This window comes from Arthrobacter sp. 92, assembly GCF_050260325.1.
In the GTDB taxonomy this organism is placed as follows: Bacteria; Actinomycetota; Actinomycetes; order Actinomycetales; family Micrococcaceae; genus Arthrobacter.
On record NZ_CP189863.1, the window covers coordinates 2,955,772 to 2,979,763 of the forward strand.

The following is a 23,992-nucleotide window of genomic DNA, read 5'->3' on the forward strand; positions in this document are numbered from 1 at the left end:
CGCAATGCGCACAGAAATGGACCTGCGATGACGACGAAGTACATCATGGCGCTGGATGCCGGGACGACCGGCATCCGGGCAATAATCTATAGCTCAGACGTGGAGATCGTAGGCGAGGCCAGTCAGGAGTTCACCCAGATATACCCCAAGCCGGGGTGGGTGGAACACGATCCCATGGAAATCTGGAACACGCAGCTGGCCGTAGCCCGCCGCGCCCTGCAAGGGGCCAACATCGACCCGCACGACATCGGTGCCATCGGCGTGACGAACCAACGCGAAACAACAGTCATCTGGGACCGCGGCACCGGGAAGCCCATCATGAACGCCATCGTCTGGCAGGACCGGCGAACAGCAGGCGTGTGCGACGGCCTGAAGGAGAGGGGCCTGGAGGACCACGTCCGTTCCACAACCGGCCTGGTCATAGACGCCTACTTCTCCGGCACAAAGATCGCGTGGATCCTGGACAACGTGCCCGGCGCACGAGCGCGGGCAGAAGCCGGCGAGCTTTGCTTCGGCACCATCGACAGCTGGCTGATCTGGAACCTCACAGCCGGGGCGGCGCACGTCACGGACTACTCCAATGCTGCCCGGACGATGCTCTTCAACATCAACACGCTGGACTGGGACGACAAACTGCTCACCGAGATCGGGGTGCCGCGGCTCATCCTTCCGGAGGTCCGTCCCAGCAGCGAGGTCTACGGAAACACCTGCGACGGGATCTTCGCAGGCGCCCACATCCCCGTCGCCTCGGCAATCGGAGACCAACAGGCGGCGCTGTTCGGCCAGGCATGTTTCGACCGCGGCATGGTCAAGGCCACCTACGGCACCGGCGCCAGCCTGGTCATGAACACCGGGGACACGCCCGTCAGCTCGGCGAACGGCATGCTGACCACCATCGCCTGGGGTATCGGCGGCAAGGTCGAGTATGCGCTCGAAGGACTCATCTTCGTTGCCGCGGCGTCCATCCAATGGCTGCGCGATGAGCTTCGCGTCATCTATGACTCGGCCGACAGCGAATACGCCGCCATGCGGGTACCGGACTCCGGCGGGGTATACGTCGTTCCCGCCTTCACCGGCCTGGCCGCGCCTTACTGGGACCCGTACGCCCGCGGCGCGATCCTCGGACTCACCCGGGGATCGAGCCGGAACCACATCATCCGGGCCACCCTTGAATCCATCGCTTTCCAGATCAAGGACGTCATCAATTGCATGGAAGCCGACGCCGGCCTCCCCGTCTCGGAAATCCGGGTCGATGGCGGCGCGGTGCGGAACAACTTCCTCATGCAGTTTCAGGCCGACATGGTCAACGTCCCGGTCCTCCGTCCCCGCCAGGTGGAATCGACCGCGCGCGGAGCCGCGCTTCTCGCGGGCCTGGCCTGCGGATTCTGGAACAGCCAGGACGAACTCCGTGACACGTTCGCACTCGACCGGGCCTTTGTGCCGGACATGTCCGAAGAAAAACGTTCCTCCCTGTACGCCGGCTGGCAGAAGGCCGTCGCCCGCGCCTGCGACTGGGAAGAGCACGAACCCACCACCCCACCGACCACCAACCTCTAGGGAGCGCCCTGTGACGCTACTACCCGCCGTCGAACCAACCATGTACTTCATCGGTGTCACGACGAACAAATCCTCCATCATGAAAGTCTTCCCGGCCTGGGCCAAAGAACTCGGCCTCAACGCGACCCTCAAAGGCATCGACCTTCCGTTGGGCGCACCACGGGAGGCCTACCGGGAAGTCGTCGGATTCCTGAAATCCGACCCGATGTCCCTCGGGGCACTCGTAACGACCCACAAGCTGGACATTGTCAGCGCTGCCCGCGACCTCTTCGATGACTTTGGACCCGATGCGCAGCTCTTGCACGAGATCAGCAGCATCAGCAAACGATCCGCGCACCTCTGGGGCAACGCCATGGACGCCGCCACCAGCGGCCTGTCCCTGGAGGCCATCCTTCCCGGGAGCTACTGGGAAAACTCCTCAGCAGACCTGGTATTGCTCGGCGCCGGCGGATCCTCCCTGGCACTCACCCTGTACCTGCACAAGCGCACCGCCGCCGGCCTGCCCGGCCCCAAGAAAATCATTGTCACCAACCGCAGGAGTCTCAGACTCGAGGAAATGCGGGAAATGCACGTCAGAATCGGCAGCACATTGCCGATCACGTACGTCCAGGCCACGGACGAATCGACCAATGACGACGTCGTCGCCAACGCATCCCCAGGATCCCTGATCATCAACGCAACCGGGCTGGGCAAAGACCGCCCCGGCTCGCCGCTGACCGACGGCGTCACCTTCCCCCAGGGAGCCATCGCCTGGGATTTCAACTACCGCGGCGACCTGGTCTTCCTGGACCAGGCCCGGGCCCAACAGCCGGAACTAGAGGTCCAGGTAGAGGACGGCTGGGTGTACTTCATTCACGGCTGGACCCGCGTGATCGCCGACGTATTCAACATAGACATCCCCACCCGGGGAGCGGCCTTTGACCGCCTCTCCAACATCGCCCAGACCGTATCCCAGAAGGAGAACCCCTCATGAACACCACCCCCGCAACCACTGTCGAAGCAGTCGTCACCGACTTCAACGTCACTACCGGACTCTCAACGACCAAGGCCCCCCTGCAGCGCCGGCTCTCTGCCATGGCAGATATGTACGCCGACCAGGAGGCGGCCACCACCCAGCTCGCTAACGAGGACGTGCTCGTATACGAATTCTTCGACATGGGCGTCCCCTCGACCAACGGCGATGTGGCCTACGGAACGAGCATCACGTATCCGGGAAAGGTGGGCGATGAATACCACATGACCAAAGGACACTTTCACGAGGTCCTGGACACCGCGGAAATCTACTACTGCCTGAGCGGACGCGGCTACATGCTCATGGAAAACCCCGAAGGTGACTGGCAGGCCGCCGAATTCACTCCGGGCCAGGCGGTATACGTTCCGCGCCGCTACGCCCACCGCAGCATCAACGTCTCCGACACCGAGCCGCTCGTAACTTTCTTCGCCTTCCCCGGGCACGCCGGCCACGACTACGGAACCATCGAAACCAAGGGATTCCGCAAACTGTGCGTCGAACGCGACGGCAAGCCGGAGTTCATTGACAATCCCCGTTGGCAGGCCTGAGCTCCATGCCGCCAACTAGAGCAACAGACACCGGCTGCAAGGGCCGTATCGCAGTAACCCCCCGTTCGCTTTCGGACGGGGGGCACCCTGCCCTCCGGTGGCTCGAAGACGCCGGATACGATCTCGTATTTCCGGCCCCCGGCGAAGTCCCCACCGAGGACCAGATCCGGGCCTCGCTGAGTGACTGTGTCGGTTACCTGGCCGGGACCGAACCCCTCCCCGGCGCGTTACTGGAACAACTTCCGCGCCTCCGGGCCATCTCCCGCAACGGCGTGGGCGTTGACTCCATCGATCAGGAGGCAGCCGCGCGTCTTGGCATAAGCGTACTGACGGCACCGGGAACAAATTCCCAAGGAGTCGCAGAACTAGCGATCGCCCTCATGCTGGCCAGCTGCCGAAGTATCCCCTGGCACGATACACAACTGAAATCAGGGAATTGGAAGCGTCGGCAAGGCCGGGAAATCTCCGGCCAGGTCCTGGGTGTCATCGGTTGTGGCCAGATTGGCCGGCGGGTGGCTTCCCTGGCTCTGGGGCTGGGGATGAAGGTGCTGGCATTTGATGAATATCCCCTTGCTTCCTTCGAACCCTCTCCCGATTTTTCGTGGGCACCGTTGGAGAAGGTCCTGACATCGAGCCAGATCGTTTCACTTCACATGCCGCCGGCGGACCTTCCCGTTCTTGACGCCGACACGCTGGGACTCCTGCGCGCGGGCGCCATCGTCATCAATACCGCGAGGGCATCGCTCATCGATGACACCGCAATGCTCCAAGCTCTGGATTCCGGCCGCGTGGATACCCTGGCCACAGACGTGTTCAGCTCGGAGCCGCCGCCACCGAGCCGGCTGATTTCGCATCCGCGGGTCATCACCACCCCGCACATCGGTGGATACACTAGGGAAAGCGTGGATCGAGCCACCGAGGCCGCGGTGGATAACCTGCTCAAAGCATTGGCCGCACAGCGCTAGACCGGAGACTGCACAATGACGGAGACCTCTACAGGAGGCGGACTGCTGCACCGAATATCGGGGCGGCTGCCCTACCTGCCGCCTTCCCTTCGTCTGGTGGCCGAGGCGGTGCTGAAGGCCCCCGAGCAGGCTCAGTCCATGACCATCACCGAACTGGCCCTGGCCGCTGGAGTCGGAGAGTCGACGGTCTCGCGGTTCGTCAGAGAACTGGGCATCGATGGATACAAATCCATGATGCTCGGCCTGGCCGAAGCCACCTTCGTTTCCAAAGCGGCAAACGGCGCACAGTCAGCGGTTTCCGAGGTCGTCTACGAAGGCGTCAACCGCGGAGACTCGACAGAAGACATCGCCGGGAAGGTCGAGCGAAGCAGCATCCAGTCCCTCAGACGCACCGGGGCTCGGCAAGATATCAAGTCGATCGAGCACGCGGTGGACCTCATCGATGCCTCCAACACGGTGATCTTCTGCTGCATGGGCTCATCAAGCATTGCGGCCGAAGAAGCTGTCATGCGCTTCACCCGGGCCGGCAAGAAATGCATGCTGTACCGGGACACGACGATCCAGGTCATGCTGGCGGCGATCATCGAACCCGGAGATCTGCTGATCGGAATCAGCGACTCCGGCCGGAGCACCCCGATCATCGATGCGATGCACCTGGCGCAAAAACGTGGCGCTGCGACCATTGCCATTACCGGCACCGAGGGGTCCCCGCTGCGCGACTGCGCGGACGTCATCCTCTACACCGCCACTGTGCCCAGCGGCGGGGAACTCTACGGGGAATCTGTGACGAGCAAGTGGGGGCAGCTGCTGGTCATCGATATTCTCTATGCCGCCTACGCCAGCCGGCACTATGATGCCACCGTCGAACATCTCAAGCAGACGTACCAGGGCGCCATCCGCCAATCACGCAGCACCCCTCCGACTTCGCCGTCCTAATCCAATGACCGGTGGCCTGGACCGGCCGATATTGGGCGCCTATCTGTGATGGGGCTTCACTACGGCAGGCTGCGTCGCACACGGGCGGGACCGGATCCGAAGGCTGTGACTAGGTGGGCCTTGAGCAAGCGGCCGGGTAGTCCGCACGAAGGAGGAGGCTCCGACGCTATTTCACGGTGTCTCAGGCCCAGGAACGACGGAAATCTCTGCGCTCCCTGTAATCCGCTCGCGGCTGTTGGGCGGGCTTGGTGATCGGCGCTTCTCTGAGTCCCCGCAGGATTAGTCCTTATGCCCAGCTATCCACCCAATCCAGAAGGGCTGCAGCTTCCAACGAGTCGCAGATCAGGTCGGCAGTCGGTTGCTGATCATGAGATGCAGGTACTGCAATGACTTTCAGCCCTGCGGAGCGGGCAGCGGCGGCACCGGCTTCGGAATCTTCGAAGGCCAGGCAATCCTCCGGATACATATTCAGGGCGTCAACGGCGGCTAAATACACGTCGGGTTCCGGCTTGGGATGGGCGACCTCGTCGGCGGAGACAGTCACGCTGAACCCTCCGGGGAACGCGCCACGGAGCAGCGCCTGATCCAGGATGCACCGGGCGGAATTGCTCGCCACTGCCACGGGAACTCGTAAGGACACAGCGGCGACGAAAAATAGCGCCCCCGGCATCGGCGCGGCAGATTGAGTCACCATGGTCATATTGACCTGAAGCAATTCTTCCACCAGTGAATCAGGATCTTTTCCCGCACGGGCGGCAATCACCGGCCCGATACGGCTGGCAGGGAGACCAACGAGACGGTGCTGCAAGTCGGTGTCGAACAGCACGCCATGGCGTTCGCTAACAATCCTCTGGGTCTGAATCCACAGAGATTCGGTATCCATCAGCAGACCGTCGCAGTCGAAAACCACCGCGCGTGGCTGCCAGTCGGCAAAAGCCCGTGCAAAATCTGAGCGATCAGGTCGTACGTCAAAACCACGAAGCGCATCATTGGGCGCCCCCTCGGGACCTTGGCCGTACACATCATTCAGCACGTAGAGATACTAACAACATGCGCCACCCATGAGTCCGGGCGGCTTCACAATTGCTCTCAGTAGCCCTGCATTTCGCCCCACCGGGACGTCGCTCAATTTTCTTCCGTCATACCCGGCGCTCGGTATTCGCCGGTCCGACCCATCGGCTGAGGCTCCTGCAGACGCGACCGCGCTCTCCTTGACCTAAATGGCCCGATTTGCTTCTGCCGGAGTTTGTCTAATGCGCCCGCTCGCTTCGACGGCGGGACCCGTTCCGTTTTGTGCGGCGTTCAAGAACCGTTGAGAACGTCAATCTGCCTTGAGCCCACTTTGGCTTGAATGGCAGCCTGATTCGGGACCAGCGTTGGTGGCGCACCAGTGTTTGGGACGGTGATGCGCGGTAACGCGTGGGAATCAGAGCATGAAGAGCGCCGCCTTCCAGTTTGAGGTGAGGGAAATATCGCATCGGCAGCCCAGGATGCCTTCAACTGCGTGCCAAAGTACTGCTAACGATTTGCGTATTGATGTACACGTGTACCTCTTATGGTTCGGTTGTAGCCTGAGCGGGTGCGGCCGACATCGCATGGCGATCAAACCAGGTGCGGCGATCGGCTTTGCGGCGGTTCACCTTGCACTTGGTGCGCCGGTCGGCCGGCTTGAGATGCTCGAAAGGCAAAATGAGGACCGAAGAATTCGATGCAGAATGGGATCCGAGGATCGGGCCGGAAGCGGCTCGAGCGCGGCAAAGTGCCTACCAGTATGTGCGCTATTTCTTCGCGTCGGGGGCGGCCACAATTGCTGTGGCGTTCACCGCTGGCGTGTCGCGAACCATGCCCCTGTGGCTAAGCATCCTCATCTCGGTCGTGATCGTCACGTGGCTATTCTTCGTGGTCTTGACCTGGTCGACCTTCTCAATCCGCATGAAACGCGCAGGACGCCTGACCTACGAGTACCTCGGCAAACCGCCTCAGCTCCACAAGGGGATCTTCCCGCCGGTCATGCTGGTCGACGCAGGGCGGTTCGACAGCCACATGGCTTTGAAAGGCATACCCCTCAAGGGCGGCTACGTCCCCATGCACGATCCGGCGACGGACCGCATTCTCGCTAAGCGGAACAAGCAAGACCGGGCACGGGGGCAGCAGTACTGACGCGATTTCACCGTCCGGAGGCCGACCCGGCTCGGGTGCGGGCGACTCCGTGCGCCGACACACCTGAATGGGTGCCGGCGAGCACGGAAAGCCGACGGTTGCCGGCATCGCGGACGACTGCCCTGTGCCCTGAATCCTTATCTCGTTTGTTGGAGGGTGTGCGCGAGGCGGTGGGAGTCGGTTCCGGTTTCGATGACGGTTCCTTTGAAGGTCAGCCGGTCAACGAGCCGTGGGTTGGTGAAGGTTTTGGGCCAACCGGAGAATGATTCGTTGGTAGCTATGGCCACGGATGCTGTCTCTTCCCGTTCAGTAAGGACCTGGAACAGCCATCCTGGGACGTGCCACCCTGACCGCGAACCGCAGCCGGCGCGTAACCTGCCCGTCCCATTTGTTGTTCCACAATCCCCGCCACGATCACCTGTGACAGCTGCAACGTTCGGTGCGGTGCACGGGTTGTGACTGCTAGCCCGGGATAGCGGTTAAATCGGAGCCTGGTGGTTGCGTTCCGTTTACGGAACCCTCAACGGGAATCTGCAAGACTTTCCCAATGATTACCGAACACGCGCTGCTGCCCGTCATTTCCGGGCAGGAAGAGGACTTTGAAGCAGCATTCGATCGCGCTCGTTTGATTATTGCCTCAATGCCCGGCTTTGCCTCTTTGTCGCTCTCGCGCTCGATCGAAACTCCCAACATGTACTTACTTCTCGTGCAGTGGGACACTTTGGAGGACCATACCATTGGCTTCAGGGGATCCCCGAAGTATCAGCAGTGGCGGGAGATACTGCACAAGTTCTACGAGCCCTTTCCTTTAGTCGAACACTACGAGCTCGTGAACTCTGCTCCTCGGTAATGCGCTCCCAGGCTGGCCGTCGTCCCGGAAGGGGATCCTTCACCGGACTGGTCTTTACGGGACCTCCATGGCCGGAACTTCACGAGGGTGGATCTATGAATCGCAGCGATATTTGGCCGTTGTTCTGCCAGCGGTAAATGGCCGGTAAGCGTCCGGAGAACGCTTACCGTCGCTCAATCGGGCGTTGCCCACGGCGTGCGATGGCGTCGATGACTTCTTGCTTTGAAAGGCTCCGCTGCCGTTGTGCCAGGTCGATCGCGAACTGCAGAGCATCACCCCGCTCGCCTTCCCGCACTTCCGCCCTCACCGTGGATCGGCCAAGCTGTTCGGCTGCCGCGACGCGATGGTGACCATCGGCCAGAAGCAAGTTGCCGCTAACGCTGAACACCACGACAGGAGTGGACTCGTCCTGCTCCAGTTCAGAAATGGGAAGATCGATTATCGACATCTTGCCAGTTTGCCCCATGCCCCGGCTTTGAAACACCGTCGCGATACCAACAGGACCGGATCACTCTCGTTAAAGCGTCGTCCTGGTTCTACTCAGCCAGGACGTTGGTTAGGCGGTGAAAAGGTGAAGACCTCTTGGGTTGGTGGTTACCACACACACATAACGACTAAGAGGTCTTCCTGGTCCACCGTAATGCCCGTCTGACTCCTGCCGGTAGAGGCATCCTGGTCCAGCGCGTCCTTCAGGGCCGGCCCGTGGCCCATGTGGCGAAGGAGATGGGTGTTTCCCGTACCTGCGCGCACCGGTGGTTCCGGCGCTACCTGGAGCAATGCTGGGACGGGATGGAGGATCGTTCGTCCCGAACGCACCCGCGCCGGCCGTGCCACCGGCCACCGCTACGAACGTGACACCGCCGGGGAGCTGCTGCACATCGATGTGAAGAAACCGGGGAAGATCCCGAAGGGTGCCGGGTCCACGGCCGCAGCCAGGCGGTTAGAGGCCGCGAACGGGGCTACGAGTACGTTGCCGTGGATGATCATTCCCGCCTGGCCTACGTCGAGGTCCTCCCGGACGAGAAGGAACCGACCTGCGCCCGGTTCCTGGCCAACGCCGCAACGTTAATGGCCGCCAGCGGCGCACCCGTGCGCGAGGTCATGACCGACAACGCCCTGGCCTACATCCGGTCCGCCGACTTCGCCAAAGTCATCGTGGATCTTGGCGCCAAACACCGCCGCACGAAACCGCGCAGCCCTTGGCAGAACGGGAAGGCCGAACGGTTCAACGGGACCCTCCAGGAAGGCTGGGCCTACAAGGACGCCTACGACTCCAGCGACCACCGCACACAAGCCCTCACCGGGTGGCTGGACTTCTACAACCACCGACGCAACCACAGCGCCCTCGGAGGCCGAGCACCCATCAGCAGATGTAACCAACCTGCTGGCGGAGTACGCCTAGGCGCCCACGGCTCCGTGGTGTTGGACTCCCAAAACGAACCCACTCAACAAATCACCCACATCCCACCTACCAAAGTCGAAGCCGTGGACACCACCGGGGCCGGCGACGCCTTCACAGGCGCCGTGGCTGCGCGGCTGGCCGCCGGAGAATCCTTGATGGAGGCCGCTGCTATTGCCTCCGTGGCCGCGGCGCCGGGGCGGTAAGACACCTTCGCTACGGCCAAGAGGGCTCCTAGACAGCTGACCGCGCAGATGGTTGACCGCACCGCCAAGGAAGGGAGCGGTCAACTCCATCTCCCGTGATGGCAGTCGTGGTGGGCCGCAAGAGCGGGAAGCCGCGGCCCCGTTCACCCGTCAGTGTGTGCACTGGGCCGGGCCGACGCTGAACTGAAGCTTGAGCGGCATCTGCAACGCGTACTCCGCCACATGTAACCGCACGACGATCCGGGATCAGCCCGCCAATGACCTTGTGACACATCGGTTGCCGGTGAAGCAGCAGCCGGGAAAGACTGACCCTGGCCCGCGCGCGATCTGCAGATCGCCGATCCCCGGGAAGCCCGAAGCCGATCCAGCTCTTCATCCGGGAACGCCTTAGCCAGGAACGACCTCCAACGAACCCGCAAATTCCCGGCTCAGAAACCTCCCCCGGCAATATCCGCCCGATTTTCGGCGAGCACTACGGCGACTCCTACACAGCAGCCTCGACGAGCTTCTTCTCGCTTGATCGAGCGCTGCGCTTCCCATTGGCAGCCGGCGCGGCGCCGGCTTGGCTTTCCACGAACTCGGCGGCAATGTAGAGACCCTCACGGTTCAGGTGGCGCGAGTAAGAGGAATCCAGGTAAAGAGTCGGGAACGCATCAACCGAGTTCATCTCGGTGGCCTTAGCCAGAAGTGCCGGATACAGATGTGCCTTCACCGGGCCTGCCCCGCCGCCGAAGACATACGCGACCTCTGTGGTCGCACCAACGACCGCCAGAACGCGGCCGAACCGCTCGGCGACTTCCTTGGCAAAGAACCGCATCTCTTCGTCCACGAACTGAGCGACCTTGTCGTAGAAGTTACGCTTCAACGGCGACGCTCCGGCCTGCAAGTACTCGGCCAACTGCTTGCGGGAAGTGAAGCCAGGCGAGAAGCTCTGGTCCTCCATCGCCTTCAGCGCGTCAGTAAGAACCGAACCGTAACCTCGGTTGTGCGTGGTCGAGGCGTCAGCGTTGAACTCTCCGGCGGTGAACACCGGAAAATTGACGGTCCCTTCGCCGATATCAATGCCGACAGTGTTCTGGGCTGCAAGCACGTCATCAGAAGTAATGCCCTCCAATGACAGGCCCCGCCGGCGGACATCGGCGAGCATCGCGTCCATCAACGGCTCACCCTTGGCAGTGATCGCATACTGAGCCGACGCACCCTCGGGGAGCACCTGTACATCTACGAATTTAAGCTTCACGGTGACCGGAGTCTCGAAGTTATGCACGGTAACCGTATGCGTGCCGTTCGTGAACTCGGTTACGTAGCTAGTGCGGTGTGAGACGTACTCGTTGATCGGCAGCGCCAGTGCCACCCGAGCCTCCACACTGAGGGTTTCGATAGCTGGCGGCAATCCACCGTGCTGACGCACGTAGTCACGCAGGGCCTTGGCGGCGAAAGCACCCATGACCAGAACCTTGCTCAGCTCCTGCTGGGCCTTGCTGCGACGGCCGACCACGTCGAACTCATCAAAGGCGCCTTGGGCGCTCAGGGCACGCAGGCCGAAGAGCCTGCGGTGATAATTGCTAACCAGAGGGGAGACGAAGCTGACGTCCAACTCATTATAAAAATTGCCTTCCATCTTCGCTGGGGCTTCACCGTCAGGGGTCGGCAGAGAGTTCGGGCGCGTGATCGTGGACACGCCGCTTGGGAGGTCGATCTCGTCGATGTTGGTTTTACTGGATGCACCGGCGCCGCGGATGAGGCCCTTGACGTAGCCGTTGCCAACGTCGATGCCACCGGTGAGATTGATCGAAATGGTCATGAATGTGATCCCTTCGTGAAGTGTTTGGTGTGGTTACTGAGGTCCCATACAAGAGAAAGTGCCGGGAGTTGTTACGGGAGTTAGCGCAGCATCGAGAAAATATCGTTGACTTCAAGCTCTCGGACAGGAGGCTGCTCCGGTTCCGGAGCGGTCGAGGGGGAAGTGCGCATGTCGTCTTGTCCTGGTGCAGGCTTCTGTACCAGTGCCGGGGCTTCCGAGGCGATGCCCGGGATCTCGGGTTCGGTGTTTGTCCCCCGGTGGAGATCCAGATCCGTGGACGCAGCAGGTGGCGCCACCTGCTCAACCAGCGCCACCGGAGCCGCAGCCGTTTGTTCATTCCGCTCTGTCTCTGTTGATTCCTCTTCAGGACCGACAGGACGCCCGCGCCCGGGAAGCTGAGCAACTGGTCGGTTGAAGACATCGACATAGCCAAGGCGCTCGATGCTCTCACGGATCAGCATCCGAAAAGACAGCGATGGGTCGTCCTGTAAATTCATCCACACCAACACAGCCTCATCGGCTGCGGGGACGCTCATGCTGAAACGGTGCGGCTGCGGCTTCACAGATTTTACAGCAGAAGTTTTTGCCGTTTTCACAGTAGCGGCCTTGGCCTTTGGTGCTGCGACCTTGCTCTGAAGATTCGCCATGGACCCCTCCCCCTCTCTCGGATTAATAAAAAGCTCTCGGTGACACTCAGACTAAACCCCTCGCCCGCGTAGCTCTCAACCCACACATGACCCGTTTCCGGTCAGTTCTGGTCAGGAACAGCCCAACCGTGGCCCGCAGTGGATAGGAAACTTTGGACTAAGTTACGCACTCCTACAACGAAGCCCCGTTCCTCGGCGCAGCGGTTTCTTTTTGTTGGTATCTGCCCGTACAACTAATATTGTCCGCATGAGCGCAGAACGAAAAGCCAGCCGCCACGCCCACGAATTCCGTTGGCACCAGGTCAACCTCCAGATACCCGAGACCGAAGCTGCTCTTCGTGACCTCAAGACCCTCAGCGAGGCGGTCGACCAGCTCCTCGTCGAAGCTGTCATTCGAGCTCACGACGAAGGAATGAGCTCGGCAAGCATTGCTGACGCGCTCGGATTCATCAAACAGGTCGCCGCGGAGCGGCCCTCCGCCGAAATCCTGAGCCCTTCACCGGCACGACCCTCAGGCCGCCGTGGCATTCATTTTGAGCCAATGACCTGATTAGAAAATATGCCTCACACGGGCCATCCGGGCAGGGCCTATTTCTTCAGCCAGAGGGCAGACCGTAATAGCCCGCCTGGCGCGTGCCCAACAGGTCCGATAGCAGCGGATCCGCTGGTGCTCTCCGAGCCGTGGCACACCTCGGAGACCTCAGGGGCATCCGCCTTTTTTGCGGGCCGCCGTGCCAGCCATTTGCGAAACATTTTGCCTACCCTCATAATTTCCGGGTCTCCGGCTCAGGTCGGCACCCGTCCGCGTTGTCAGCAAGGATGACGACCGTGCACGATGCCCGTCGTGGGCTGGCGGCCGCGCCGGTCCTGATTGTAGGACCCGAAAGTGAACCGCGGGACACGGCTCCGGCCCAGTACGGTCATTGGGCTCTGCATTGTTCAGTGGTGTCCGGGATCCTTTGCCGGCGGTGGGGATTCGCCGGAGCAACTCGAATCCTTCGCCGAGGGAGGGCCCGGGCAGGTAGGCCCGGGTTGGTGCGTTTCCTTACCTATGCCCGGAAGAGCCGCCGAGTCGGGGTGAGCCATGTACAGCGGTTCAATCGTCCCTGGCGATGCTCGAGGCACTGATCCTTGGGGAACGGGATCCGCAGGGACTAGCGCAGCTTGCCCGGGCAAGCATGAGGCTCAAGATCCCGGCACTAACCGCTTGCCCGGGCTATCACCGTGCTGACGGAGCAGCTCGACATGGTGATGGAACCCTTTCGTGCGGCCCAGGAAGCGCTGAGCATGATCCCTGTGTCCCGACGGTCGTCGCTGACGTGATCATCGCCGAAACAGGTGCTAGGGCCGGCCCCTTGGACGTTTCCGGGTAATGCCGCGTTCTGCGGCATTACCCGGAACGAAGGAGGGCTCGTTATGGACGAGGGCGAAAGGAATTCTTCATTTCCCTCGCCTGTGTCCGGTTGTCGGCGAACGGCGCGGCTGCCGGAGGCATCCGTCTCATCTCGGGCGCCGGCATTGATCCGTCCCGATGCCCCGGCCGGTTCCGCGGGGCGCGGGACGATGTCCGGCCCTGTATTTCTGGTTGGCGTCCTGATCGCGCGGCCGATGATCTTCTCGGAGGCGCCGAAGCTGTAGATGTTGGCGGGGTCCCCAGTTCATGGGACAAACCCATCCGGCGTGGAGCTCCCGTACCGAAGTGAAATTCACTTCCTGCGGCGCACCACCAGCACGATGTACAAGGCAGCGGCCACTGCCACCAATGCTCCGACGCTGACCCCTGCGCTTCCATCGTTAAGCACGCTAGTTGGCTTCTGACTACACAGCGTACCTCGCACCCATAAATCTGAATCGAGTTCATTGCGACGATCGCCCATCCAATCAGAATAGCCATCACACGATGACCCGTGACGGTTCCCGGCACCGCAGCCCGGTCTCAAATGTTCGACACAGCTGGGACTTTCGCGGCCATTTCCTCAGGCCGACCCGCACCGCCCCCTGCACGCCCCCGCAAGATCCTGGCGTCGTGCCGCCCCACTCCCCCACCTCCATGAACCACCAGAAGCAACTTCGCTGTCTGTCATTCTGATCCCCATCATCGCCGGGCAGGTCCACGCAACCAGGGCGCCGTGCGCCGCTCACGATCCAAAAGTTTCCTTCGGCGCTCCTCCGTGGCCTATTTCCTCACGAAGCTTTGAATCACTCCCGGTTCCCCAAGTTGCACTCCGGACCTCAAACCCAGCGGTGACTCCACTATCAGAACGACGCACAAATCTGACCGACACATCCGGTGCCCGCCAGTCGCTGAAGCAGAAGGAACATGGAACCGCTCACCATCAAAACCCCAACCGACGTCCTCAGTTTCATTGGGCACACCCTCGGGTTCTGGCCGCAGGAAAGCCTCGTGTGCATCACGTTGGACGCCAGGGGCGTCATCGAAAATGTCCTCAGGCGCTCCGAGAGACACCGGCCGCGGCTGTCATCGCGGCGTCGGGTCCAGGGTTGGTGCCGGTGGCGGGAATCCTGACGAGCCACGCCGGGCTGGGCTCGGCCGCCGGGTTCTTCGCTCCGAAAACCGAGACCGGGACCTCGACTCGGAGGCCGAGGCTCCTTCCGGACCGGACTACCCGTCCGCAGTCCAGACTGCTCGGCCCGCCCAGTCCCCCCGCTGCACCGCCTCATGACCCCCGCGCGAGGCTCCCGATGCGTTATCCGCTAGTCCGCTGACACATCGATCAGCACCTTGCCGACGATGCTCTCTTCCACCGCCGCGTGGGCTGCAGCCGTGTCAGCCAGGTCAAAGCGATGCAGCGGCAGGCCCGCGGCTTCTCCCACCGGAAGGGCGCCGTCGGCGATGGCGGCATTGATGTCCTCGGCGGCGGCGTGCACCGCCGCCATGCCAACGGTGTAGAGCAGCACGAACTGGTAGCGGACATTGAGGCTGAAATGCCTGAGCACGTCCAGGGTCATCTGATCCCCGCCGTTGTTAGCGTAGACGGCGATGGAGCCGCGGTTGCGGATCACTGCCAGGTCGAGTTCAACGTTCTGCGCCGGTGCCACCTCCACGATCTGATCGACGCCGTCGGGAGCTATCCGGCGGATCTCCGCGGCCGCGTCGCTTTCCCGGTACTTGATCACGTGACCGGCGCCCGCGGCCGTGGCCAGCGCAGCCTTCGCCGGTCCGCTCACAGTCGTGATCACAACGGCGCCGGCCCACTTGGCCAGCTGAATCGCCGCATGGCCGACGGCGCCGGCCCCTCCCGCGACGAGAACCACTTTGCCGTCCAAGGCTCCCGGGTGCAGCCGCCGCGGGCCGTCCTCGGCGATGGTCAGGGCCCGATGGGCGGTAATCGCGGGAACGCCCAGGCTTGCGCCGAGGTCGAACCCGGCGTTCTCCGGCAGCGGAAAGACCCGCTCGGCCGGCAGGACGGCGAACTCCTGCGCTGTTCCGCCGTCGGCGCGCTGGTAGGCGGCCAGCGCCAGCCAAACCCTGTCACCGACGTGGAAACGCTCGACGCCGGGTCCGACGGCATCCACCACGCCGGCGCCGTCCTGGTTCGGCACGACAGCCGCGAAAGGCAAGGACCCGCCCGGTTTGGCGCCGCGGCGCGACTTCCAGTCAGTGGGGTTCACCGCCGAGACCATGATCCGCACGCGCACCTCCCCGCGCCCCGGATCGCGGATCTCGCGTTCGACGAGCTCGAGAACAGACGGATCACCGGTGGCACGGTACACGATAGCTTTCATACTCAGACCTAACGCCGGCCCCGACCGAAAATTCCCGCCGCCTACCCCGTTACCTTTTTCGTAGCCCGTTCCTGTTGCAGGATGAGGGTGTGCTGGCCTGCCGGCCCCGGCATGATTGCCGCCCCCAGTCGTCAATGATCCGGGGGGTGTTGTCACCGGGGTCCGGTAGGTGCCGGAGAGACCGCTAATAGAGGCAGGACAGTTTGGGATCGTCGTGCGTAACGTGGATGCCGGGCTCTGACACCGCGGATAGTCCAGCACAGGTATCAGCTGCTGCGACTGGGAGGTACAGGTGATCGGAAACCACGAAAGCATTGATGTCTTCATCGGCCTGGACGTCGGCAAGGGCGAGCACCACGCCGTTGCCGTGGACCGGGCCGGGAAGAAGCTCTTCGACAAGGCCTTGCCCAACGATGAGGTCAGGCTGCGCGAGATCCTGGCCTTACTGAAAAAACACGGCCGCGTTCTGCTGGTCGTTGACCAGCCAGCCACGATCGGTGCACCCCCCAATGCGGACGACGGTCCCTCCTGGCCGTAAAACCCACCATAGAAGTATGCAAGGAGGGGAGCCACAAACGATCAACGGCAGAACACTCACACCGGTGCGGACAATCCGCGCACCCCCTCTTCGCCGGACAAAAGGCCCCAGACGGCGCTCTCGCCAGTTCGTTGATCCCGTCGGGTACACGCCAACTCCAGGGCCGTCGGCGGACCGCCGCAGGCTCGCGACCCCAAAAAAACAACCTTTCTGCACGCACCAGCGCACTCCCACCGGGTCCCTCCCCGTCATGCCGCCCAGCTCCCCCACTCTGAGAGGCACGGCAGCCGCCTACCGCACGTCTGCGCGGGACGCCTTTCTTAGCGGGAACGGCACCGACCCGATGCATGGGAGGAAAACGACAGCCGCGCGTCCCACCATGAACAGGTCTTACGGATCAGCAAAAGCAGGACCGCCCCGGAAGAAGAGTCCGGGTCCCACACACCTGCACTCTGTCGACGGATCGTGCGCCAGCCACAGACGCCCCCAAAGACGTTCCCGCCGAACCCGGAACGTCCAGCGAAACAGGGGGCCTGGGCCGCAAAGTCATGTCGCCTGCAACAGAGACCTGCATGAAGTGGTGTCGGCAGAACCATGAGGAAGGGATCAAAATGCCGGGCGAAAAGCCGGCCGTGCACAAAGGTGTGCACAAAGTGCACACACCCTTTGGCCGGACAAACACGCGATGAGCGCACTCTGGCTGGTCCGCAGAAGGCAGCTATCTAAGGAAGATCGTCGAAGAGAATTCGGCTTGGTCATGTCGTCACCACAACTCCTGGCCATGAATGAGTGACGACCAACAACTGGCCACCGGAACAGCAATAAGGACAACACATAACCCTAGATTCCAGCAGGCGGAGGGGCCACCAGCCAGGACCCGGACCCCGCCACCCACACAACCGAACAGGCCACCACGGCGCCAGGCACAAACCGCGGACAACATCAGAGGGACCCGCCGAGGTGTAAGCGGCAACTTTAAACTGACCGGAGACGGCAAAACTGGTTGACCGTTCGCTTGAATTCTAGGGGTCGTTGCAACGCCCGTGCTTAGCTGGCTATCAGTAAATCACGTAGACGCTCGGCTGGGGTGTCCCAGTCCAGTGTCTTGCGTGGTCGGGCGTTGAGTTCCTGGGCGACGTGCTCGAGGTCCTCTGGCCCGTAGGCGTTCAGGTCCGTGCCTTTCGGGAAGTATTGGCGCAGCAGCCCGTTCGTGTTTTCGTTGGATCCGCGCTGCCAGGGGCTGGCGGGGTCGCAGAAGTAGACGTCCATGTCGGTGGCGATGCTGAATGCCTTGTGTTTGGCCATTTCGGCGCCCTGGTCCCAGGTCAGGGATCCGCGCAGGTGCGCCGGCAGGGTGGCCATGGTCTTGATCAGCCCGTCGCGGACCGATTCGGCGGTATGGTCCACCGGTAGGTGCACCAACATCACGTAGCGGGTGGTGCGTTCGACCAGGGTGGCGATCGCCGACTGGTTGTAGGCTCCGGTCACCAAATCCCCTTCCCAATGGCCTGGGACGGCGCGGTCTTCGACCTCGGCGGGGCGTTCGGAAATGTTGATCATCGGATCCCGGAAACGGCTGGTGCGTTCCTCGGGCTTCCTGTGCTGCTTGCGGCGGGTCCGGCCGCTGCGCAGGGCCTCTTTGACCTCGCGTTTGAGTCCGCCGCGGGCCTGAAAGTACAGGGCCTGGTAGATCGTTTCGGGGCTCACGCGCATCTGCTCGTCATCGGGGAAGTCCTTGATCAGCGCCTTCGAGATCTGTTCCGGGGACCAGCGGGTGAGGAGCTTGGTCTTCACGTAGTCGTGCAGTTCCCCGGGTTCTGCCAGCTTACTGTCCTTCTGCCGTGCACGGGCCGCCGTGGCAGCCCGGTGAGCACCGTAAGGCCGGTAACCAAGCACCGGGTGGCTGTTGCGCTTGATCTCCCGGCTGATGGTTCCCATGGACCGGCCCAGCGCCCTGCCGATCGCCCGCATGGAGGTCCCGTGGGAGCGCAGATCCGCGATCCTCTCCCGCTCCTGCAAGGAAAGGTAGCGGGCGCTGATGGGCTGCTCCAGAGCTTCCAGCGCCACCGCGGCGGGTGCTGGCTCCGTCGCTGAGGCTGGCAGCTCCGGCGCTGCCGCTGCCGTCCGCTCTGGTGCCGCTGCAGGGGCCGGCGGTTCCGCGAATGTAGTTCTCACTTCCTGTTTATACGGCAGATCAGCTGCTTGACCTTGGGCCGCGGCCGTGTCCTTTGCAGCCTGTTGCCGGTCCCACACGTAGGAGCTCTGTTTGCTGGCGCCGACGGCGAGGGCGGCGTCCCTCCGGCCGGTTCCTTCCCGGCGCAGGCGCAGGTAGTGAATCTGCTTCGCCGATGGGCCTCGCGTACCGACGGAGACCAGACCGGCGGCCTTGGCCCAGTTGTGGCAGGTGGAGTGGTTCAGGCCCAGTTGCCGGGCTGCCGCGCTCACGTTGCCGACTTCGCGCAACAGACCCAGGAACTCCTCAATCACCGCCGTCGGGTGGCGCTGCGCCGGAACAGGCTTCACAGTCCTCGTGGCCCGTGGTTTTCTCGCGGCAGGATTGACCTTGCCGGCCCAGTTATGCGCGGTGCTGATGTTCAATCCCAGCTCCTGGGCCGCCGCAGTGATGGTGCCGGTCCTGTCCAGAACGGCATAGAAGTGGTCCTTGTCCGCCTGGCTGTACTGGCGCTGCGGCCTGATCCCGGCAGCGTTCGCCCACTTCTGGCAGGTACTCCTATTGATGCCGAGCTCCTGAGCCGCCTCGGCGACAGTTCCCAACCGCGCCACGGCGGACAGGAAATCCTGTCTTTGCGCACCGGTATGAGACTGCTGCTGACGCTTCACGGCAGCCCCAGACCAAGGCGCCGGTTCTTCCGGTAAAGGAGATTTTTCCCTTAAGGAAGGACTATTTTCTGATGGTGATTCCATGGGTGTTGCGACTCCCGATTATTCGGGGGTGTTGCAACGTTCACTAGAACTCGCCCAGCGGGCAAACCAACATGCCACCACCGGTCACTTCTAAGCTGCCGTTGACACCGAGGGCCAATGTCTACACATTAAAGCAAAAACCCCTCTGACGAGGGGCCAAGGTGGGACTCGAACCGGGTTCCGGCCCTTGTAAACACTGGGGAGTCCCGAAAACACAGGCAATCCGAGCCACTCCGGCCTATGTCCGACCCGACCCGAAGCCCATTCTGTGGACGTTGTCCACACGCCCGTTCCGCCGTTCTGCGCAGGCCGCAACGCCAACCGCGCTCCCAGTTGAGGGAACGCGGTTTGTATCTCCGCTGGCAAACTTGGGACAACGGACGGGTTCGCGCCGTCCCACGTTCTGGGTGATTCCTCCCGCGAGGGACAGAGCCCCCAGTGACCGGCAGAACCGTCCAACAGTGAAGGCGTTCATGGGGCTACACCTTCTTCCTTCACCCATCTCATGAGCTTTCGGACATACAACCGCATGGCTACCAAAAGCGCCAACGAGGCCTACGGCTTCCCACCAGGACCGGTATCAGCTGCACCTGCGGCGTGCTGCAGGCAGCTACAAGCTCCCCCGTACGGGAGGCGCACTCCTGGTTAGATGTGTTGGACCAGCGACAACTTGACGACACGCTTGGCCGATGACTTAACTCCCAAACCCCCAGCCCACCGGACGAAACGTCCGTTATGGGCGTACCCAACTTCGTCTTGAGGAGACGGAACTGCGTTCCGTTGACGTCAGGCCTCCGCCGCGTCCTTCTAGATTCGGTTTGGAGCGGCCGGAGCTGTAAAACGGATCGTCGGCCGGCGTTGATCCACTTGATGACTCCATCGACCAAAGAGATGACATCGGAGCGGCGGCCACGGTGCCGAAAACCAGCAGAGATGTTCTGCCCGAACGAGACCGCCCCGGCCATGCCGTAGATTTGCTGGATATGACAACCGCTATCGATGCGCCATTGCCGCGCACATCAGAACCCGAAGCTGCGAGGGCCCATCGTGCGCTCTTCTCGGACCCATACGTCGTCAAGGAATCGGCTGTGCGTGACCTCCAAACGTCTCGAGAAGTCGCTCAGGCCCCCCTTTTCTCCAACCCCGAATGAAACCCCGCGGGTAGCGTGATGCCCGTGCCTGCCCCTCTCCCGCCGGTCCCCGCGTGCGGCCGGCGTGGCGAAGCCGCCGGGATGCTGCGCCCAGGTGCTAATGAATTGGCGAAGCACTCACCATGTCCCCCACTCCGTGTGGGCCTTCGGTTGAAAACGTACGCCCCTGACTGCAGACCCGTCGAGTCCTGGTGGTGCGACATGGTGGTCAGTGGGCGCCGACGCCGCGACGACAAATGAATCTCGTCCGGCCTTCTCCCCTGGCGTTCCTCAACTCGATGTCGAAATCAAGTCAACGTAACGTGGATATCTGGAAGGCCCGCCAGTCCCCCATTGGCGGGCCTTCCTTACGCCCTGAATCGGTCAACCCCCGTCATTGGTTGACGCCTTCACACCATCCACGCGATACGAATTGCCCGAGCGGGACACTGTTCCCCCCAGACAGAGCGCCAACAACAGGAATGAGACGAATCCTGACAGGCGGCGAAGATTTTGTACATGGGCCAATTCGTCGACGTCCATGGCCCGGAACATCCTTCCGCCGCAAAGGGCAGGTCAAAACGGACCCTCTATGCCGGTCGCTTCTCCACGTGATGTGAGACGGTGTGACTCGCAGCGATAAATGGCGGTCTTTTCGCAGCGCTATTTGTCCCCTCCAGCACGTAAGGGGATCGGCTTACGTGCGGCGAGGTGACAGTCCGTGCTGCAATAAAAGGCCGATTTTTGGCTGAGATTCATACCCGTGAGGTTGTGAACGCGGTAGCTTTGAAACGTGCTCAGCCGGCGCGCACGCAGCGGCAGCCGCGATCGATAGGGTCGGTGTACCGTCAGGAACCAGTCCCGATGGCGCCGGACATCACGTACTCGAGTCTTCATCGAACCCCGGGGAGACTCAGCGACTTGTTTGAGGAGATGACGATAGTGGGAATCACCCCCGGCGCGCTGGTCGCAGTCTTTGTCGCTCTGTACATTGTGCTAGTCGTCCGCCGAAGGAAGTGACCACTCGGCAGCCAAGCCCCCTCAGCCCGCGTTCACAACCTCACGGGGAAGAACAGCTCGGGAAGTTGATTATCCGGAGATTCCCTACCGACAGTTTGACGACGATAGCGGGGTCGTCGCTGTCGTGGCGTAATCGCTGCGGGCTCGCTCTCTTTCTGGGCTCGATGGAGCGTCGAGTGCCCGCTGAAGGATCCCCCACCGGACGCTTGTCTGTTCGCTCCCCGTTGGGTCTCACCTTAGGGCGGCAGCTCGGACGCTCTCAAGCCGGTCTTTCGCTTCATCGAATTCAGCGCCAGCCAGGATTGAGGCGTCGTCTGCGCAAAGATACAGCTCAAGGCGATCTGAGAGGTCGCTTTCCCGGGCGTCCAACGCGAGAGTGAGCACCTTCGTCCCAGGCTTGTCGCCAGATGCCGGGTTGGCGGGAATGTTCCCGATGGACTGCACCCGGTTCCACGGCAGCTGTCCGGCGAGGACGTACCCCTTCCGGAATTGCGTCCTGTACACAGCTAAATGCTGTTCATGTGCCACGAAAAGGAAGCCGATATACCCGGCGTTTTTGATCGGCTTGTACGGCCATGAGCGCAGCGGGGGCACCATGAACCAGGCCCAGCCAGCTGGCAAGACAAGCAGGCCAGGAAAGGCTGCGCGCGTCCGCGCCATGTGCGACCTGTTAAAGCGCGTTGTCCCGACTGCCAGCGCCCAGCAAAGGACAGGGAGGAAGACAAACACTGCGATTCCGAAGATGTTCGGCCCCGTCAGACCCTCGTTCAAGATGTCGTGCACGAGCCGGTAGAACATGAACCTGCATAGACCAAGAAGATGGCCCCAACGTGACAATCTTTCCCCAGCTTTTCATCGTCCTCCTCCGGCCGACGAGAGCATCCCGTCGTCTACGAGTCAGCCTATGAGAAACCAAGAAGGCGCCGTTCGTGCAGACACGCGGTGGCGAGCTCTGCCTGACTTGTCGCGGTGAAGGATCCCCTTACGTGCTGGAGGGTGACAAATAGCGCTGCGAAAAGACCGCCATTTATCGCTGCGAGTCACAGGTCAAAGCCGGTTCACCAATAGCGGATGCAGCGGGGGCGATTCCGTGTTCGATGGCACCGGATTACCTTGGCTTGCCAAGAGGCGGCAGTTGAAATCCACGCGTTGCTGCGGCCCCCAGCCCGGAACCGTCAGCCACTCTCGGACGCCCCGGTCCGAAATTAAAGCGGGCGGCTCTCCGGCCTGCGTGTCGGGTGCCGGCCTAGCGAATCCCACTGTCAACAACCAGCGTGATGTGAACGGGGGTATCCGAGATCACCACCGGCCCGGTAGCCGTCGAAGCGTAACCGCCGACGTTGCTCGCTCTGATCACGTAGCGACCGTCAGGGAGTCTGAGGTGGAAGGCACCGGTGCTGTCGGTCAGCGTTGAGCCCCGGACAGCATCCCCGTCCAAGGCCACAACCGCAGCCCCTGACACGGGGCGCGGTGGACACTCCTGACCAATACGTTCGACGGGACAGACCGGGGCGGTCAGCACGAGGCCGGTAACAACCCCGGAATGCCCAGTGACCGGCCTGCTTGAACTGGCGCACCCGCACAACCACAGGAGTGCGGCCAATAAGGCCCAGACGAAGCCCTTCACTTCACTAACCGACATTCCAGCACAACAACATAACGTTGCTTGCACGCCACGGTCCCGCTACTGGATTGGCCCCTCGCCTGGTCGGGACAATGTGACGGTAGTCGGCTCCAAGATTGGTGCACACCACCGAGTATCCACCCTCCGCGCGCCAGAACACAGGCCGCCGGAATCCGCCCACGAGTCCGGCCCACCGTCGCCGCCCATTCAGACTTTGCCGTCAACAGGCGTGACCAGCCCCGCTTCGCGCCCTCCAGGAACCCTGCCGTCTTTGAGTGGCCACGACTGACGTGGAGCGAGCCTCGACGAGGGCGCGTCCACCCTCCGAAGCTACTTGATCTGCTCGTGCCCCTGGTGTCAGGCGGCACACGTGCCCATTCGGAGACGAAGCTACAGCCAAGCCGCCTGACCGTGCGGCCGGCAGTTACTTTTTGCTTCGAACGCCCAAGTTCCAGCTCGTTAGCGTCGCTTGCCGAACCTGAACGACAGTCCCGGAAGGATGCGGATGCTCCCGCGCCCCCGGCTGTTCAGCGTCACAGATCCGATGCGCTCGGACACGCTCGCCCCTGACTTCGACACGTTGAGCGTCGATCCTTTGCCCAGCCTTATTCGTTTCCGAAAAATAAAACCCACGGTTCCATTCCCCATTTCTTGTCGTGACCCGACAGTACTGTCTTTCTTGGGCTGGAGATAGATATCGAGGCTTGGGGGTCCGACGACGCGTCGACGCCTGCTGCGACCGCCTGCGGCCCGGCGCCTGCGGCCGGGCGCCTGGAAGGGCATGAACGGGCCGCAGGGCGGATACCCGGCCAAGCTGGCCGAGGCGCTGATCCAACTGGCCGAACTGGACGAGCCGCCGCTGCGCTTCGTGGCCGGAGCAGACGCCGTCGGAGTCTTCGAGACCGTGCCAGGGAACTCCTGAAC

The 23,992-nt window shown here is 62.3% G+C and carries 19 protein-coding genes and 4 pseudogenes; 12 read left to right on the forward strand and 11 right to left on the reverse strand.

The genetic code is table 11. From position 1 onward, the window contains the following. The first annotated feature begins 27 nt into the window (after positions 1-27). The 5 genes from glpK to ACP4XC_RS13705 are packed head-to-tail and all read left to right on the forward strand — an operon-like array spanning position 28 to position 5,018. Positions 28-1,557: a glycerol kinase GlpK gene (glpK, locus tag ACP4XC_RS13685; RefSeq protein ID WP_427170515.1), complete on the forward strand. Its 1,530-nt coding sequence runs from the start codon at positions 28-30 to the stop codon at positions 1,555-1,557. Positions 1,558-1,567: 10 nt separating this feature from the next. Continuing rightward, a complete protein-coding gene (locus ACP4XC_RS13690) occupies positions 1,568-2,530 on the forward strand; it encodes a shikimate dehydrogenase (protein WP_427170517.1) in 963 nt (320 codons plus the stop codon). Next, positions 2,527-3,117: a glucose-6-phosphate isomerase gene (locus tag ACP4XC_RS13695; RefSeq protein ID WP_427170520.1), complete on the forward strand. Its 591-nt coding sequence runs from the start codon at positions 2,527-2,529 to the stop codon at positions 3,115-3,117. Before ACP4XC_RS13690 ends, ACP4XC_RS13695 begins: the two co-directional genes overlap by 4 nt. Before the next feature lie 5 nt (positions 3,118-3,122). Then, entirely contained in the window at positions 3,123-4,082 is a 960-nt protein-coding gene (locus tag ACP4XC_RS13700; RefSeq protein ID WP_427170522.1) for a phosphoglycerate dehydrogenase, read from the forward strand. A gap of 15 nt (positions 4,083-4,097) precedes the next feature. Continuing rightward, positions 4,098-5,018, forward strand: coding sequence for a MurR/RpiR family transcriptional regulator (locus tag ACP4XC_RS13705; protein ID WP_427170524.1), 921 nt, complete (start codon positions 4,098-4,100; stop codon positions 5,016-5,018). Between the two features lie 286 nt (positions 5,019-5,304). On the opposite strand, the gene ACP4XC_RS13710 is transcribed toward ACP4XC_RS13705, so the two are convergent. Beyond that, positions 5,305-6,051 carry an HAD family hydrolase gene (locus tag ACP4XC_RS13710; RefSeq protein ID WP_427170526.1) on the reverse strand — a complete coding sequence of 249 codons (747 nt, stop codon included), beginning with the start codon at positions 6,049-6,051 and terminating at the stop codon, positions 5,305-5,307. 656 nt (positions 6,052-6,707) lie between these two features. Here ACP4XC_RS13710 and ACP4XC_RS13715 point away from each other — a divergent pair. Continuing rightward, positions 6,708-7,178: a hypothetical protein gene (locus tag ACP4XC_RS13715; protein ID WP_427170528.1), complete on the forward strand. Its 471-nt coding sequence runs from the start codon at positions 6,708-6,710 to the stop codon at positions 7,176-7,178. Positions 7,179-7,315: 137 nt separating this feature from the next. Here the strand turns inward: ACP4XC_RS13715 and ACP4XC_RS13720 are convergent. After that, positions 7,316-7,504: pseudogene (locus ACP4XC_RS13720) on the reverse strand (ATP-binding protein); the annotation flags it as partial. Positions 7,505-7,725: 221 nt separating this feature from the next. On the opposite strand from ACP4XC_RS13720, the gene ACP4XC_RS13725 reads away from it, so the two are divergent. Next, the gene (locus ACP4XC_RS13725; RefSeq protein ID WP_427170530.1) at positions 7,726-8,028 is read left to right on the forward strand and encodes an antibiotic biosynthesis monooxygenase family protein; all 303 of its coding nucleotides are present in this window, start codon (positions 7,726-7,728) and stop codon (positions 8,026-8,028) included. A 163-nt stretch (positions 8,029-8,191) separates the two neighbouring features. Here ACP4XC_RS13725 and ACP4XC_RS13730 read toward each other — a convergent pair whose 3' ends face one another. Further along, the gene (locus ACP4XC_RS13730) at positions 8,192-8,476 is read right to left on the reverse strand and encodes a ParB N-terminal domain-containing protein (RefSeq protein ID WP_427170532.1); all 285 of its coding nucleotides are present in this window, start codon (positions 8,474-8,476) and stop codon (positions 8,192-8,194) included. A gap of 179 nt (positions 8,477-8,655) precedes the next feature. Between ACP4XC_RS13730 and ACP4XC_RS13735 the strand changes: the two are divergent. Both ACP4XC_RS13735 and ACP4XC_RS13740 read left to right on the forward strand, forming a co-directional pair. After that, positions 8,656-9,417: pseudogene (locus tag ACP4XC_RS13735) on the forward strand (integrase core domain-containing protein); the annotation flags it as partial. 3 nt (positions 9,418-9,420) lie between these two features. After that, positions 9,421-9,621: pseudogene (locus ACP4XC_RS13740) on the forward strand (PfkB family carbohydrate kinase); the annotation flags it as partial. A gap of 496 nt (positions 9,622-10,117) precedes the next feature. Here the strand turns inward: ACP4XC_RS13740 and ACP4XC_RS13745 are convergent. Together ACP4XC_RS13745 and ACP4XC_RS13750 are read right to left on the reverse strand one after the other, a co-directional pair. Continuing rightward, positions 10,118-11,437 (reverse strand): hypothetical protein, encoded by a 1,320-nt coding sequence (locus ACP4XC_RS13745; RefSeq protein WP_427170534.1) that lies wholly within the window; start codon positions 11,435-11,437, stop codon positions 10,118-10,120. Between the two features lie 80 nt (positions 11,438-11,517). After that, a complete protein-coding gene (locus ACP4XC_RS13750) occupies positions 11,518-12,084 on the reverse strand; it encodes a hypothetical protein (protein WP_427170536.1) in 567 nt (188 codons plus the stop codon). Positions 12,085-12,331: 247 nt separating this feature from the next. On the opposite strand from ACP4XC_RS13750, the gene ACP4XC_RS13755 reads away from it, so the two are divergent. Further along, complete coding sequence (locus ACP4XC_RS13755) at positions 12,332-12,634, forward strand: hypothetical protein (protein ID WP_427170538.1); 303 nt, start codon at positions 12,332-12,334, stop codon at positions 12,632-12,634. Between the two features lie 1,156 nt (positions 12,635-13,790). Here ACP4XC_RS13755 and ACP4XC_RS13760 read toward each other — a convergent pair. After that, the gene (locus tag ACP4XC_RS13760; RefSeq protein ID WP_427170540.1) at positions 13,791-13,886 is read right to left on the reverse strand and encodes an MYXO-CTERM sorting domain-containing protein; all 96 of its coding nucleotides are present in this window, start codon (positions 13,884-13,886) and stop codon (positions 13,791-13,793) included. Between the two features lie 913 nt (positions 13,887-14,799). Beyond that, the gene (locus ACP4XC_RS13765) at positions 14,800-15,831 is read right to left on the reverse strand and encodes an NADPH:quinone reductase (RefSeq protein WP_427170542.1); all 1,032 of its coding nucleotides are present in this window, start codon (positions 15,829-15,831) and stop codon (positions 14,800-14,802) included. A gap of 227 nt (positions 15,832-16,058) precedes the next feature. Here ACP4XC_RS13765 and ACP4XC_RS13770 point away from each other — a divergent pair. After that, positions 16,059-16,345: pseudogene (locus tag ACP4XC_RS13770) on the forward strand (IS110 family transposase); the annotation flags it as partial. Between the two features lie 1,071 nt (positions 16,346-17,416). On the opposite strand, the gene ACP4XC_RS13775 reads toward ACP4XC_RS13770, so the two are convergent. From ACP4XC_RS13775 to ACP4XC_RS13790, 4 genes are all read right to left on the reverse strand, one after another. Then, positions 17,417-18,691 (reverse strand): IS30 family transposase, encoded by a 1,275-nt coding sequence (locus tag ACP4XC_RS13775; RefSeq protein ID WP_427175064.1) that lies wholly within the window; start codon positions 18,689-18,691, stop codon positions 17,417-17,419. A gap of 2,984 nt (positions 18,692-21,675) precedes the next feature. Next, positions 21,676-21,948 carry a hypothetical protein gene (locus tag ACP4XC_RS13780; RefSeq protein ID WP_427170544.1) on the reverse strand — a complete coding sequence of 91 codons (273 nt, stop codon included), beginning with the start codon at positions 21,946-21,948 and terminating at the stop codon, positions 21,676-21,678. Positions 21,949-22,690: 742 nt separating this feature from the next. Further along, the gene (locus tag ACP4XC_RS13785; RefSeq protein ID WP_427170546.1) at positions 22,691-23,086 is read right to left on the reverse strand and encodes a carboxypeptidase-like regulatory domain-containing protein; all 396 of its coding nucleotides are present in this window, start codon (positions 23,084-23,086) and stop codon (positions 22,691-22,693) included. Between the two features lie 441 nt (positions 23,087-23,527). Next, complete coding sequence (locus ACP4XC_RS13790; protein ID WP_427170548.1) at positions 23,528-23,851, reverse strand: DUF4236 domain-containing protein; 324 nt, start codon at positions 23,849-23,851, stop codon at positions 23,528-23,530. Here ACP4XC_RS13790 and ACP4XC_RS13795 point away from each other — a divergent pair. Beyond that, positions 23,850-23,990 carry a hypothetical protein gene (locus ACP4XC_RS13795; protein ID WP_427170551.1) on the forward strand — a complete coding sequence of 47 codons (141 nt, stop codon included), beginning with the start codon at positions 23,850-23,852 and terminating at the stop codon, positions 23,988-23,990. The two genes, ACP4XC_RS13790 and ACP4XC_RS13795, sit on opposite strands and share 2 nt — an antisense overlap. Positions 23,991-23,992 lie beyond the last annotated feature (2 nt).